Raw genomic sequence first — 15,321 nt, forward strand, 5'->3', positions numbered from 1 at the left:
TGATTCATTCTATTGGATAAAAAAAACCGATTGCCCCATAGAGACAACCGGTAAAAATATTAAACTGCTTGGTGACTTTTCTTAAATTCCTCTTTAATAAAGAGAATACCTAATTCATGATGATCTGTTTTATAAAGTGCCCTTTGCACAAATCGGTTTTCATTATTGGTGTCAATGACTTCAAGTTTGCAATGAGCTGCATTTTTTTGCAATGCTTGATAAAATCCCTTTTCGTCATTCACTTGCAAACCATTCACTTTAAGAACAGTTTCTCCTACTTTTAACCCCATTTTGTCTGCTGGTGAATGAGGAACAACACCAATAATCATTAAACCAACATTCTTTTTAGCAAAGTAAAACGCTGCCTTTGCATCTACAGATCGTTGACGATAATTTAACCACTCTCTCCCTACTATTGCTAGTAATGGTATCGCTAAGCTTACTATTGGATAAACAAATGCGCCACTGGCAATTAGGAGTAGCAATACACCAAAGAAGATTACTTTTTTTCCATAAGCTGCGACGGCTACAGCCGGAAATTTGCTTTGAATTTGTTGTTGAAAACCAATAGCGAAAGGAACAGCTACTAAAGCATACGATTGATCTCCAATTGAAAATAATGGCCACCATGTTGAGTCCAAACTAATGGCTTCACCAGGTATTAGTAAAAACAGTGGTAAAAGCCACATTCTTTTTGCTTCATGCATACCCACAACCTGACCACGGCGACTCTTCATTAGTCTTGGAGACGTCCCTTTTGGACCATTGATGGTGATCATTATTCCTTCAGCAATCACAAGCAAGGCAATGATCATTGCGGCAGCTGGCAATAGGTACTCTACGCCCTCTACTTGTGTTGAGATGAAGGCAGGCAGTGGCCAGTTCTGTTCTAATGCAAAGAAGGTAAGAATAAAACCAATACTTACCGTATAAGCCGGTGTCGCCCATCTTGCTTTTGGAGTCAGTATCAAGATAATTGTTGCAACAGTTGCAAAAACAAGTAACTCAATAGGAACAGTTAAACCAGCTAGTACGGTAATAAGGGAAAGAGAAATACCGAGAATGAGCCCTAAAGGCAATAATTGCTTCAGCTCAAAATAGGCATTTTCAGCACGGACTAAGAAATGCTGTCTTTCCCTGTTGACTCTTTGTATACCGTAATAAGCAGCTGCTAGAAATACTAAATAAAAGACCGGGTTTAGAAATAACCTTCCTAACCCCTTTAATAACTCTATTGCCCAAGCCTCAGCCAAGCTTCCCACCAACCTCTACCATTAATCTAATCTACTAATCTGACTATATTCTACCAAATATCCCTTTAAAAACATAGCCAACCCATTGTCTTCTTCCTACTTGTAAATACATTTTCTTAAAATGACAAGGAATAGATGTCCGGTATTCAAAATATAGACAAATAGTGAGAGAAAATCTCTTTCCGCTAGAATTTACTTTCAAATGGGAAAGGGGTTTCTTCTTTCACGCAGTTTCCGGGCGGTTTCTCGTTTCTGTTTTTTAACTTGAAGACACACTAACGCTATTACCTGACAGTTACATCCCTTTTTATATTTGAGTAACTCGCAAAACCTTTTTTCCAAAAAGCGAAGATCTTCGCTTTCGTTCATCCACTGTACTCAGGTACTTCTGTTTATGCTCCCCTTCTCCTATTTTGCCATTTCCTCCGTAGCCTTTTTTATCAACCTCACATTAAAAGCCGAACAAACATTGAGTTTGTCCGGCGTTGATATATATAGAGTAAGCGCTATTGGTTTGCCATAATACGCAAGCCTGTTTGTAATTGCATATCATTGTCCTGATTATTTCTTTGCTTAATGACTTCTTTTTCAAGAGATTCGGCTGTTTTTTCATCAATTTGTCCGTTTGCTGTTAGTCCGGCCGCATGTTGAAACGCTCTAACTGCTGTTGCAGTTGCAGCACTATAATAGCCATCCTCTCGACCAGGTGCATAACCTAAGCTTTTTAATATGAATTGCGCATTCCTCACTTGATCATTATTCATGTCCGTTTTTAACGTTTTCTCCACTTGGATGGGATGAGTCTCATACAGTTCAGATTGTTTTACTTCATAAGTAGGTGCGACACCTTTTTTATGAATCCAATTTCCGTCAGGTGTAAGCCATTTATATAAGGTCAATTTAATATTACTGCCATCCCCCATTGGAACAGGTTGTTGAACTGTTCCTTTACCAAATGTTTGTGTACCAATTAACGGATAATCACCAGCTTCTTTGAGGGCTGCTGCTAATATTTCTGAAGCAGATGCACTACCCTTATCAATAAGGACACCGATAGGGTACGATTTCTTCTCTTCTAAAGGAGAGAAATTCATCATTCTTTCACCGTTTCTTTGTTCTATCTGCACATATGGTTTATCCTTCGTAACCAACTCTTCCAATATTTCGTCAACTACTTTTAATAGTCCACCAGGGTTATTTCGTACATCAATTAACAAACTGTCCATTCCCTGTTCTTCTAGGTCCTTGAGAGCAATCTTAAATTCCTTAGCTGTATCTGTTGCAAAAGAAGTAATCTCAACATAGCCAACTTTTTCCTTGTCATGCATTATAACTTCAGAATTGACTGTAATATGAGGTATTTCTGCCCGGACAATTTCTATTTCTAACGGGTTTTGTAAACCTTCTCTCATAATGGTCAATTTGACTTTTGTCCCTTTTTTTCCTTTTATCTTTAAGGTCGCTTGCAATAAATTAAAACCTTCCACACTCTCATCATCAATCTTGATGATTTGGTCATTTGGTTTCACCCCAGCTTGCTCTGCTGGTGAATTTTTTACTGGGGATACAATAATGATCTTACCATCTACTAAACTAACCTCGGCTCCAATCCCTTCAAATGAAGAATCGAGTGTTTCACTAAATTGTTTTGCTGTACTTTCATCCATATAAACGGAATAATCATCGTTTAACGTGGAAAGCATCCCTTGAATCGCACCTTCTGTTAACTTATGTGCATCAACTTCTTCAACATAATTTTTGTAAATGAGCTGATAAGCAGCGTTCATTTTCTCCAAATCAGATGCAAGCTGTTGATTACCTCCCATTTCTTCTAACTGTTTTGTTTGCGATATATTTAACTTTAATTGAAAGCCTGCATAAGAACCTATCGCGCCCACAAGTAACGATATGACCATTAATATGACTACTTTCTTATTGCCCACTTAACCGCCGTCCCTTCTTTAAGCAACTGTGGCTCTTTCACCAATATATGAATGAATAGGACGAGTTATGATTGGGAAATTGTTTAACCACAAAGTAAGCGAAGAGAGCTCTGTTATATCCCACCTGTTCTTAAAAAAGGCAACACAAGTCTTTTAATATCCAAAAAAGTGAAAAATGACTCTTTTTCACCTCAGTTGAGGTATCAAAAGGGCCATTTTTATGCTAAAATTGTTTTATATATCGTACGATGGGTAAAAGAAAAAAGAGAAGCTTTAAAAGCTCCTCTCTTACAATGGTACAATTCCAACTGGGTTAATTGCGTTGGATTTCGATTGGTTCCAACCACCTTTATGCAATTCAAAGTGTAAATGTTGTCCTGTCGATTGTCCTGTGTTACCCATTAAACCAATTTGTTGACCTTGTGAAACCGTTTGGCCATTACTTACAGATCTTGAGCCACTTCTCATATGTGCATAAACCGTTGTATACGTTTGTCCATTAATAGAATGTGCAATAAATACGACTTCACCATAGCTAGATGAATGGTAAGATTGAATGACCACACCATCAGCTGCCGCATAAATAGGCACTGTTCCTGCAGCTGCTAAATCAATTCCAGCATGATAAGAGCCCCATCTTTGTCCTAAACCTGAAGTTAATACACCTGCTGAAGGACGAATCCAATCTCCACTTGATGGAGGTGGTGTTTGTACTTGTTCTTGTCCACCACTAGATCCTGAAGAACTATCGGAACCACTGTTGCCGGAACTGCTAGTTGTGCCTGCATTTTGTTTTGCTGATTTGGCTGCTTCAGCTGCTTTTTTTGCTTCCGCCTGTCTTGCGAGTTCGGCTTGTCTCGCTTCTTCAGCTTTTCGTGCTGCTTCAGCTTGACGATCTTTTTCTGCCTGTATTGCTTTTGCAACAGCTTTCTCTTGTGCAGCTAATAATTCTTTTTCTTCTTCACCACTTATTTTTTCAGCGTGATGATGATCTTCTTCTTCTTTTAAAATTGTAATAAGATTAGCCTTCTCTTTTTTCTGGTTATCAAGATTTGCTTTCATTTTTTCTAATTCTTTACGCATACCTTCAAGCGAAGCTAAATCTTCTTTTACTTTTGCTTGTTTTTGTTCTAGTGATTTTTTATCTTCTTCTTGCTGTCTTACAATCTCTTGGTCAGCTTCAACAATTGTCGCTACTGCACCAACTCGTCCAATAAAATCACTGAAACTTTGTGCGCCAAGTAATACGTCTATGTAATTAACTGTTCCACCTGATTCTTGCATCGAACGTGCTCGGTCTTTTAAAAGTTCATTTCTTTGTTTAATACGTTCTTTTAAATCTTCTATTTCTTGTTCAAGCTTTTTAATTTCTGCTTTCTTTGCTTCAATCTCTTTGTTTTTCTCATCTATTTGCGCTTCTGCATCTGAGATTTCCTTCGTTAGTCTTTCTACAGCAGTCTTTGCATCCTCTTGTTCGCCTACTAATCTTTCAATCTCTTTTTGAGACTTATCAATCTGCGAATCAATATTAGATTGCTCTTTCTTAAGCTCTTCACTTTGACTTTCTAAATCCCCAAGCTTATCGGCAAAAGCATTCGTTGGCAATGTTGCCGTAACCGTTCCAACACTCATCATTGCGGCTAAAGATAATGTTACCATCTTTTTCTTCAATTTCATTTTCCCCTCTCGTATGTTTCTCCCCGTGGCAAATATGTATAAAGAGCTGAAGTCAGCATCTCATGCCAACCCAGCTCAAGCATCCTTATATTTTCAAAAACTTACGAACAGACATTAAACTTCCCCAAACGCCAATAATTGCGCCTAATAGTATGAGAATCGCACCTACTTGGTAAACAAATGGTGTTACCTCTAACAGTTGAATAAAATGGCCTTGAAGTTTTGGCGATACGTAATCATAAAAGTAATAATAAGCTGTACCTACAGCAGCGACTGGAATAATCGACCCGAGTAACCCTAGCCATAACCCTTCTAAAAAGAATGGCCAGCGTATAAAGGAATTTGTTGCCCCAACTAATCTCATAATCTCAATTTCGTGACGTCTTGAAACGATAGTGATTTTAATCGTGTTTGAGATTAAGAACATAGCGGTAAATAATAAACCAACAATTAAAATAATGCCTATATTACGACCAAAGTTAATGGTAGAGAATAAATTCTCAACCGTTCCTTGTCCATAATTCACGTTAGCAGTGAATTCCATTTCATCGATTTCCTCAGCTAATGGAATCGTATCATTTGGTGTTTTTGCTTGCACAACGTAAACATCATTTAATGGGTTGTCCTGTTGGAAAAGCTTAAACGCTTCTCCCTCTTCACCTAAGCTACTAATTAAACTATCTAGTTCTTCATCTTTCCCAGAGAATGTCACAGAATCAACTTTCGGCATTGCTGCAATCTTCTCTTCTAATGCTGTGGCATCTTCTTCTGTTGCGGTTCGGTCAATATAAACTCGAATCTCAACATCACTTTCAATACTGCTAGCCATATGGTTAAGGTTCATCATAATGGCAAAGAATACACCAACAAGAATCAATGTTACTGTGACGGCACTTGCAGAAGCAAATGTCATCCAACCGTTACGACCTAAGCTTTTGAAACTTTCTCTTATATGCCTAAAAAAAGTATTAGATTTCATATCCGTAATCACCTCTTTGCTCATCACGGACAATTCTGCCACTCTCAATCGCAATGACACGATGCTTCATCGTATTAACGATCGTTTTGTTGTGGGTAGCCATGATAACCGTTGTACCTCTCGTGTTGATTTCCTCAAAGATATTCATGATTTCCCAAGATGTATCAGGGTCTAAGTTTCCTGTTGGTTCATCGGCAATAACCAACTTTGGCTGATTGACAATTGATCGAGCGATGGAAACACGCTGTTGCTCTCCACCTGAAAGCTCATCTGGAAACATGCGCACCTTATGCTTCAAACCAACTAAATCTAATGTTTCCATTACTTTTTTCTTTATATTTTTCGGATTCTCTTCAATAACTTCAAGTGTATACGCTACATTTTCATATACATTCAACTTCGGTAGCAGCTTAAAGTCCTGGAAGACAACTCCGATATTACGCCTAATGAGTGGAACTTTACTGTTCTTTAATGAACCCATATCTATGCCATTTAAAGTGATTGTACCGCTTGTTGGCTTTTCTTCTCGATACATCATTTTTATAAATGTAGATTTACCTGCACCACTTGGACCAACGATATAGACAAACTCACCTTGGTCAATCTTCACGTCAATGCCATTTGTTGCAGTAACACCATTTTTATATTTTTTATATACATTTTTCATTTCTAACATGTAGATCACCTTATATCCGGAGTTTATTTTTAGTAAAAATTGCGCAAGCCTAACCCAATTATTTTTTATAAAATAATCATCAGTTAAAGTGGGTTTCTTTTCCTTAGGCGGGGCAATTGCGGTGTGTGAATGATAAAGATGCATTTAATCGACATAAACTGACATCTTCTTCTAAAAACCATTGACTCGAGGGATCAAACAACATTTCTTACGTTTACTTCACCCATTATAACATCATATATTGTCAAAATAACGCATAAAATTATTACATTTTCTTTTCAACACAGTAATATTATAGGTAAATATGTCTACTTTTGAGGAATTATAATAGAATTATTTTCCAATATTAGATAATTAGACCTTTCTTTTGTCGCAATTTTCCGTTTAATATTATGTAAGCAGCTCTATAGTTGACTCGATATGCTAGTGACGTTTTTCCCCCTAGGTTAATGTGAACATTTGTCGATTTTTCTTTATTTTTCCCAAAGAAAAACGCGCTGTGAGTGAGCGCGTTTTTTTCTCTTTAATTACTTTTTAGCTGCAAGCCATTCAGCAACTGTATTCGCTTCTTCTTCATTCAAGAGTCCGCCAGGCATTGCACCTTTACCGTTGATAATAATGTCGTGAATTTCATCAGCAGAGTAGTTAGCACCGATTTTATCTAACGCAGGTCCAGCACCCCCTGAAAGATCTCCACCATGACAACTCATACAGTTATTGTCATACAGTTTTTGTGCATCTCCCGCATCCGCTGTTGACTCTTCACCACTCGTATTATCATCTGTTGCAGTGTCGTCACCTGCCTCATCATTGCCACCACATGCAGCGAGTGAAAAAACAAGAGCTGAGCCGAAAAGAATTGATAAAAGCTTTTTCTTCATTACATTTACCTCCCTTTATAGGAAAATTTACAGATTACAGTGAAATTATACCAATATTACGCCCGTTTAAAACCCTCTCCAAGTACCTCTGAAGCATCGCTAACAATGATAAAAGCAGATGGGTCAATTGATTGAACGAGTTGTTTCAATTTCGTGAACTCTGTCTGATCAACCACACACATTAAAACAGGACGTTCATGATCTGTATATCCACCGTATGCTGATAGTTTTGTCACACCTCTATCAATTTTATTCAAAATTCCATCACGAACTTCATCTTGACGGTTCGTAATAATGAGTGCCATTTTTTTCCTACCAAGGCCAACCTGAACGATATCAATGGTTTTACTCGTTACATATAGGCCGATTAATGCATATAAACCTTTTTCAATATCAAACACAACAGCAGCTGCTATCACAATCAATCCATCAATCAGTGCCACACAAACACCGAGAGATAATCCGGTATATTTATGAATAATCTGAGCTGCTAAGTCAGTCCCACCTGTAGATGCCTTCCCGCGGAAAGTAATACCTAGACCCAAACCGACACCGATACAACCGAACAAAGAGGCAAGTAGCGGATCCATTGTCCAAGGCTCCAAGTCTTTTGTTAAGAAAACGACGAAAGGAAGGAATATGGTTCCTACTAATGTTTTAATACCGAATGATCCCCCTAATAATATGACCCCAGCAATAAATAGGGGAATATTTAGTGCCCACTGCACATAAGCTGGCTCCCATCCTGTAATAGCCTTCAAAATTGTGCTAATCCCACTTACTCCCCCTGAGGCCACTTCATTTGGTAGTAAAAATAAGTTAAAACTGATAGCGACAAGTGACGATCCAATCAATACGAATACGTATTCAACTAACTTTGAGTTCCCTGATACAGTCTTTCGCTTCTTTTTATTTACTTTTTGACTATTCATTTACGTAAAATGCCTCCTTAGTGCCAAGTCTAATATGATGTTCATTTGCTAAAGGACACGAGGCAATAAGAAATCGTCTCAATTACGAGTAAATGCGCACAATTCAATCTTTTCATCACCTTTGTCTTTTCAGAGAGTGAGTATAGCATGGCTTTTATCCTATGTAAATGACATTCAACTACTGTGTTAAAGGGGTGAATAAACAAAGATATAAAATTTATTATGAGTTGTGGTGGGTGGGATTATGCGAGAAGACTATACGTTCTCTATTTAGATTTATTTTAGGGATGCATGTGGAGGGTCTAAGTAGAGGCTTCTTTAAAGTGAGTTGCTTGGTTTCAGCTTGTTATGTTTTTTGGTTTTATGTAGCCATGAATAGCGGGATAATTCGTATAGAACCTCAATCCTTTTCCATTGTGGAATCTTCTTTAGTGGATGTGCTAATTGTTCTTCCTCAACATAGATGTGAAAACCTTTTACGTGATACGGGGTAGCTGTGCTTCCGCCTCTGATTTTCATTTTGAGTGACTTGCTAATTCAGTTTGTGAAGCTCTCATTTTCGGTTCTCTTTCTGAGTGACTTGCTATTCCAGTTTGTGAAGCTCTCAGCTTCCGTTTTCTTCCTGAGTGACTTGCTATTCCAGTTTGTGAAGCTCTCAGCTTCGGTTTTCTTCCTGAGTGACTTGCTATTCCAGTTTGTGAAGCTCTCAGCTTCGGTTTTCTTCCTGAGTGACTCACAGTTCCAGTTTGCGAAGCTCTCATTTTCGGTTCTCTTTCTGAGCGACTTGCTATTCCAGTTTGCGAAGCTCTCATTTTCGGTTCTCTTTCTGAGCGACTTGCTAATTCAGTTTGCGAAGCTCTCATTTTCGGTTCTCTTTCTGAGCGACTTGCTATTCCAGTTTGTGAAGCTCTCAGCTTCCGTTCTCTTTCTGAGTGACTTGCTATTCCAGTTTGTGAAGCTCTCAGCTTCCGTTTTCTTTCTGAGTGACTTGCTAATTCAGTTTGTGAAGCTCTCAGCTGTCGGTTCTCTTTCTGAGCGACTCACAGTTCCAGTTTGCGAAGCTCTCAGCTTCGGTTCTCTTTCTGAGTGACTTGCTATTCCAGTTTGTGAAGCTCTCAGCTTTCGTTTTCTTTCTGAGTGACTCACAGTTCCAGTTTGTGAAGCTCTTATTTTTAGGGTTCCTGCTGAGTGACTCACAATTCCAGTTTGCTAAGCTCTCATTTTCGCTTCTCTTTCTGAGTGACTTGCTATTCCAGTTTGTGAAGCTCTCAGCTTCGGTTTTCTTTCTGAGTGACTTGCTATTCCAGTTTGTGAAGCTCTCATCTTCCGTTTTCTTTCTGAGCGACTTGCTAATTCAGTTTGTGAAGCTCTCATTTTCGGTTCTCTTTCTGAGCGACTCACAGTTCCAGTTTGTGAAGCTCTCATTTTTAGGGTTCCTGCTGAGTGACTCACAATTCCAGTTTGTGAAGCTTTCAGCTTTCGTTTTCTTCCTGAGTGACTCACAATTCCAGTTTGCGAAGCTCTCATTTTCAGGGTTCCTGCTGAGCCGCTCACTAATCCACTTTACGAAGCTCTCATCTCCCTTCTTCTTTCCAAGTGACTCCCAAACCCACTTCACATAGCGTTCATCCCCAACCTCACTTCTGCCCCACTTACCAAACCTCGTTTCCGGCTTCAATTATCACCAATATAAAAAAAGCAACGTCCTCCATTGTGGACGCTGCTTTTTCTTCTTATTCACCTAAGCTCAATTTAGAACGTAGGTAAGCGTTGATGAAGATGTCTAGGTCTCCGTCCATGACGCCTTGTACATTGCCTGATTCGGTGTTTGTACGGTGGTCTTTGACCATAGAGTATGGGTGGAAGACGTAGGAACGAATTTGGCTTCCCCAACCAATTTCTTTTTGTTCTCCACGGATCTCTAGTAATTCTTGCTCTTGTTCTTCGATTTTCTTTTGGTAAAGTTTCGCTTTCAACATTTTCATTGCTTGTTCGCGGTTTTTAATTTGGGAACGTTCTGACTGGCATGTAACAACGACATTTGTCGGTAAATGCGTAATCCTTACCGCTGAATCCGTTGTATTGATATGCTGTCCACCTGCTCCACTGGCACGGTACGTATCAATTTTCAAATCCTCTGTCCGGATATCAATTTCAATTTCATCGTTGAATTCTGGCATTACTTCACAAGATACGAAGGAAGTATGGCGACGGCCAGAAGAATCAAATGGCGAAATACGTACGAGTCGATGAACGCCTTTCTCCGCTTTTAAATAGCCGTATGCATTATGTCCTTTAATAGACAATGTTACGCTCTTAATTCCCGCTTCGTCACCTGGCAGGTAATCTAATGTTTCTACTTTAAATCCTTTTTTCTCTGCCCAACGAGTGTACATACGTAATAACATCGAACCCCAGTCCTGAGACTCTGTACCACCAGCACCTGGATGAAGTTCTAAAATCGCGTTATTTTTATCGTATTCTTCACTTAAAAGCAATTGCAGCTCAAAATCAGCTAAACGCTTAGATAAAGCGACGATCTCCGTTTCAAGCTCTTCTTGAAGTTCTGCATCTGCTTCTTCTTTTACTAATTCATATGTTAATTCGAGATTCTCGAACGTCTCATTTAAATCATTGAACTCATTGACTTGTTCTTTTAATGCATTGGACTCATTGATCACTACTTGTGCGGCTTGTTGATCATCCCAAAAACTAGGATGAAGCATTTCGTTATCAAGTTCTGCAATACGTGCCTCTTTGTTTTCTAAGTCAAAGAGACCCCCTAAAGTCCGCTAAAATTTTAGCTGTTTTCTCTAACTCATGACGAATCTCTGCTAATTCCATCTTGGTCACCTCTACACATATTTTTAACCTTTATATTATATAACTTCTCCAGGCAAAGTGAAACACTTCGTGTAAAAAGCCGGCAGCGACCCTTATAAACAGGTTTTTGCCGGCTCTTATTCAGATATTGTTAACCTTTTGCACCACAGCAGTTTTTATATTTTTTTCCACTGCCGCAAATACATGGATCATTACGACCAACATCCATTTGTTTGACAACAGGCTTTTTCTTCTTCTGTTTACCGTCTTCACTTTCTTTCGGGTTGACAGCTTGGCCTTTTGCTACTTCTTGACGTTGAAGATTGTCACGAATTTCTGCTTTCATCACATATTTCGCTACATCTTCTTCAATAGCAGCAATCATCATTTCAAACATGTGGAAGCCTTCTTTTTGATATTCGCGCAGTGGATCAATTTGTCCATACGCACGCAGGTGAATCCCTTGACGAAGTTGATCCATGGCATCAATATGATCAATCCATTTTGTATCAACAGCACGAAGCATAATCACTTTTTCGAATTCGCGCATTTGTTCACTTTGCATTTTTTCTTCTTTTTCATTATAGAAGGCAATGATTTTATCCCAAATATGATCGATTACTTCATCCGCTTCTTTTCTGCGAATATCTTCCACTGTAACCGTTCCTTCTGGAAGAAGATTTCCTTTAACGTAATCAATTAATCCTTCATAGTTCCATTCATCGTCACCATCTTCTTCTGTTTGTGAAGCAAAAGCATGGACGTTCCGTGTTAAGACGCTATGAACCATACGCTCGACAATTTCTCTTAAGTTCTCTGAATCAAGCACTTCATTTCTTTGTGTATAAATAATCTCACGTTGCTGACGCAATACATCATCATATGAAAGCAATTGTTTACGGGCATCGAAGTTATTTCCTTCTACTCGTTTTTGTGCAGATTCAACTGCACGTGAAACCATTTTACTTTGAATCGGTTGCGAATCATCCATGCCGAGCTTCGACATCATGTTTTTCATATTATCCGAACCAAAACGACGCATTAATTCATCTTCCATTGATAAATAGAACTGGGTAACACCAGGATCACCTTGACGACCAGAACGACCACGGAGCTGGTTATCAATTCGACGACTTTCATGTCGCTCTGTACCGATAACAGCTAATCCGCCGACTTCTTTGACACCTTCACCAAGTTTGATATCCGTACCACGACCAGCCATATTTGTAGCAATCGTAACGGCGCCAGACTTACCAGCATCTAAAATAATATCTGCTTCACGGCCATGGTTTTTCGCATTCAAGACATTATGCGGAATCCCTTTTTTCGTTAGGTATTTTGAGATAATTTCAGACGTTTCAATGGCAACTGTACCAACAAGGACTGGTTGCCCATTTTTATGGCGTTCTGCTATGTCTTCCACTAAAGCACGATATTTTCCATCCACCGTTGCATAAATTAAATCAGAACGATCATCACGCGCAACAGGACGGTTTGTCGGAATTGCAATGACATTCATATTGTAAATGTTACGGAATTCCTCTTCTTCTGTTTTTGCTGTACCTGTCATACCTGATAATTTTTCATACATACGGAAGTAGTTCTGGAATGTAATGGAAGCAAGGGTCATACTTTCATTCTGAATTTCTAAGCCTTCCTTCGCTTCAATTGATTGGTGAAGACCATCACTATAACGACGACCTTTCATGAGACGGCCAGTGAATTGGTCGACAATCACAATTTCGCCTTCTTGTACAACGTAGTCCACATCTTTATGCATACTTGTGTGTGCCTTTAGCGCTTGCGTAATATGGTGATTCAAAGAAACATGAGAAACATCAAACAAATTGTCAATGCCAAAAGCTTTCTCGGCCTTTGTCATCCCTTCTTCCGTTAATTGCACACCTTTTGTTTTTTCATCATAAGTGAAGTCTTCCTCTACCTTTAAGCGGCTAACAAAGGCATTCGCTTGTAAATAAAGTTTCGTTGATTTTTGTGCGGATCCAGAAATAATCAACGGTGTACGCGCTTCATCAATTAAAATCGAGTCAACCTCATCAATAACTGCAAAATTTAACGGCCGTTGCACTTTTTGCTCTTTATAAAGCACCATATTGTCTCGTAAATAATCAAATCCTAATTCATTGTTTGTACTATAAGTAATATCAGCTGCATAGGCTGCTTGTTTTTCCTCTTTAGACATACCATTTAAGTTCAAACCGACAGTTAGTCCAAGGAAATCATATAGTTGTCCCATTTCAGTAGCATCACGAGTCACTAAGTATTCATTGACTGTTACAACATGTACACCTTTTCCTGAAATCGCATTTAAATAAACCGGCATCGTCGAAGTTAAAGTTTTACCTTCACCGGTTTTCATTTCAGATATATTGCCCTCATGAAGTGCTGCCCCACCCATTAACTGTACGGGATAAGGATATAAGCCAAACACACGTCTTGACGCTTCTCTTACCACAGCAAATGTTTCTACTAGTAAATCATCAAGCGATTCACCTTTTTGATGACGCTCTTTGAACTCACCCGTTTTCGCTTTTAACTGTTCATCACTCAGCGCTTCCATCTTCGAAGCTAATGCTTCTATTTGTTCCGCCGTTTTCGTTAGGCGTTTTAATTCACGTTTATTCACATCAAAAACCTTATTTAAAATCCCAAGCATACAAACGCTCCTTTATCTATTGGAGATGTCTATTTAAAAAGTCTTCCTGAAACAATGATATATGGTATTAATGATACCACTTCGCATGGGTAGAGACAACTTTTGTCAGGTGTGAAGGAGTAATTTTGTCATTTAGGGCGGTGAAATAATAAAGAAAGAAGCTAGATTCATTCCTAGCTTCTTTCCCATTTAAATATCTTGCTTTGTTTTATTAAAAATATCGTCAATAAATGCAGCTACTTGGCTCTGAATATCCCTATAGTAAGTAGATACTCGGCCAGCTGTTAGCCCGTATTTTTCCCCAAGCTCTTTTTGTGTCATACTTGATTCGACACCTGACTGTTCATAAACAAAATAACGTAAGGCAGCAATATAATTTTCTGCTTTTTGAATACGTTTATTCGTTTGTTTAATGTATTCTACCCACACACCTACACCGAAATTAATGACCCATTGCGGTTCTCCCGCTACAGTCATATCTTTTTCAAATTGCTCTGCCACTTGTTTAGCCCCTTCGGTTGGCCATTCATAAGCATCCATATCTACACTTGCAGCTGCCTCTGGAAGGCGATGCATGAGCTCCAAGAAATGATCTTCGAGATATTGGATAGCATGATTATTTCCGATTGCTGCAAAATCATCTTTTAGATAACCTTCATAATCTGCTGCTTTTCCTTCTGATACTTCGAATAAGCAAGGAAAAGCGGTATATTTGTCCTCATATGGGAATAATACACCGAAAGCAAACCAACCTTCAGAAAAATCATTCATTGCTTCATCTAATACGACTGTATACGATTCATTTGTCAGTGTATCTACAAAATGTAGGTCTCTATCATCAAGTCCAATCACTTTCCCAGCTACCGGGATCGCCACTTTCCAAGATTGTAGAATTTCTTGTAATCTTGGTCTTAAGACAGCTGATTCTTTATGTTCAATAAACTTATGAAGAATCGTTTCACCGTCTTCAACCGTTTTAAACGGAATATACCAGAAAGGCATCATAAATTCGAAAAATTCCGCGTCATCTTTATCGGTATCTTCCAGTTTTTCCATTAATTGTTGATACTCACTTCTAATGGCATTACCATATCTTTGATACGCAAAAATACGTAATTCTTTTTGTAACTCGCTCACTTCATTATCAATGAGTTCTGTAATAGTAATTGTTTCCTTTTTCGCACAGCATTTTTTGTATTTTTTTCCACTGCCACAAGGACAAGGGTCATTTCGATTAATTTTCACAGCTGTTTGCATATTTCATTCTCCTCTCATCACCTAGGAACAGCTTGTTCTATTATATATGATTAGTTATCTACTTTCGTTGATCGCGGATATTCCAACTCAACTAAAAGCCGACTCACAATAAGTGCCCCCGGCTAACCTACAAAATTATCGCTATTCTATACTAACATTAATCTAGGGCTAAGGTCATTTAATAGAAAATTATAAAAGATGGAATGATTCAGTATAATTAAAC

Annotated in this window: 13 protein-coding genes; all 13 read right to left on the reverse strand. The window is 38.6% G+C overall.

Annotation, left to right across the window (positions count from 1 at the left end):
- Window positions 1-59: 59 nt before the first annotated feature.
- Complete coding sequence (locus LCM23_RS11815) at window positions 60-1,253, reverse strand: PDZ domain-containing protein (RefSeq protein ID WP_224937125.1); 1,194 nt, start codon at window positions 1,251-1,253, stop codon at window positions 60-62.
- A gap of 506 nt (window positions 1,254-1,759) precedes the next feature.
- Window positions 1,760-3,196, reverse strand: coding sequence for a S41 family peptidase (locus tag LCM23_RS11820; RefSeq protein WP_404826604.1), 1,437 nt, complete (start codon window positions 3,194-3,196; stop codon window positions 1,760-1,762).
- Between the two features lie 288 nt (window positions 3,197-3,484).
- The gene (locus LCM23_RS11825; protein WP_224937126.1) at window positions 3,485-4,867 is read right to left on the reverse strand and encodes a murein hydrolase activator EnvC family protein; all 1,383 of its coding nucleotides are present in this window, start codon (window positions 4,865-4,867) and stop codon (window positions 3,485-3,487) included.
- A gap of 91 nt (window positions 4,868-4,958) precedes the next feature.
- Window positions 4,959-5,852: a permease-like cell division protein FtsX gene (ftsX, locus tag LCM23_RS11830; protein WP_224937127.1), complete on the reverse strand. Its 894-nt coding sequence runs from the start codon at window positions 5,850-5,852 to the stop codon at window positions 4,959-4,961.
- Window positions 5,842-6,528 carry a cell division ATP-binding protein FtsE gene (gene ftsE / locus LCM23_RS11835; protein ID WP_224937128.1) on the reverse strand — a complete coding sequence of 229 codons (687 nt, stop codon included), beginning with the start codon at window positions 6,526-6,528 and terminating at the stop codon, window positions 5,842-5,844. The genes ftsX and ftsE overlap by 11 nt, the downstream gene beginning before the upstream one ends.
- Window positions 6,529-7,055: 527 nt before the next feature.
- Window positions 7,056-7,409, reverse strand: coding sequence for a cytochrome c551 (gene cccB / locus LCM23_RS11840; protein ID WP_224937129.1), 354 nt, complete (start codon window positions 7,407-7,409; stop codon window positions 7,056-7,058).
- A 56-nt stretch (window positions 7,410-7,465) separates the two neighbouring features.
- The gene (locus LCM23_RS11845) at window positions 7,466-8,341 is read right to left on the reverse strand and encodes a YitT family protein (protein ID WP_224937130.1); all 876 of its coding nucleotides are present in this window, start codon (window positions 8,339-8,341) and stop codon (window positions 7,466-7,468) included.
- Window positions 8,342-8,856: 515 nt separating this feature from the next.
- Window positions 8,857-9,204 carry a hypothetical protein gene (locus tag LCM23_RS11850; protein WP_224937131.1) on the reverse strand — a complete coding sequence of 116 codons (348 nt, stop codon included), beginning with the start codon at window positions 9,202-9,204 and terminating at the stop codon, window positions 8,857-8,859.
- A 133-nt stretch (window positions 9,205-9,337) separates the two neighbouring features.
- On the reverse strand, window positions 9,338-9,538 hold the full coding sequence (locus LCM23_RS11855) for a hypothetical protein (protein WP_224937132.1): 201 nt from the start codon (window positions 9,536-9,538) through the stop codon (window positions 9,338-9,340).
- Between the two features lie 12 nt (window positions 9,539-9,550).
- Window positions 9,551-9,868, reverse strand: coding sequence for a hypothetical protein (locus LCM23_RS11860; RefSeq protein ID WP_224937133.1), 318 nt, complete (start codon window positions 9,866-9,868; stop codon window positions 9,551-9,553).
- 206 nt (window positions 9,869-10,074) lie between these two features.
- A protein-coding gene (prfB, locus tag LCM23_RS11865) for a peptide chain release factor 2 (RefSeq protein WP_157733891.1) occupies window positions 10,075-11,185 on the reverse strand; the annotation gives its coding sequence in 2 pieces (ribosomal slippage) (window positions 10,075-11,112 and window positions 11,114-11,185; 1,110 coding nt in all).
- 130 nt (window positions 11,186-11,315) lie between these two features.
- The gene (gene secA, locus LCM23_RS11870) at window positions 11,316-13,841 is read right to left on the reverse strand and encodes a preprotein translocase subunit SecA (protein ID WP_224937134.1); all 2,526 of its coding nucleotides are present in this window, start codon (window positions 13,839-13,841) and stop codon (window positions 11,316-11,318) included.
- 189 nt (window positions 13,842-14,030) lie between these two features.
- Entirely contained in the window at window positions 14,031-15,098 is a 1,068-nt protein-coding gene (locus LCM23_RS11875) for a YecA family protein (RefSeq protein ID WP_224937135.1), read from the reverse strand.
- Window positions 15,099-15,321 lie beyond the last annotated feature (223 nt).

The sequence above is a fragment of the Cytobacillus kochii genome, assembly GCF_020171845.1.
Lineage (GTDB): Bacteria > Bacillota > Bacilli > Bacillales > Cytobacillaceae > Cytobacillus > Cytobacillus kochii.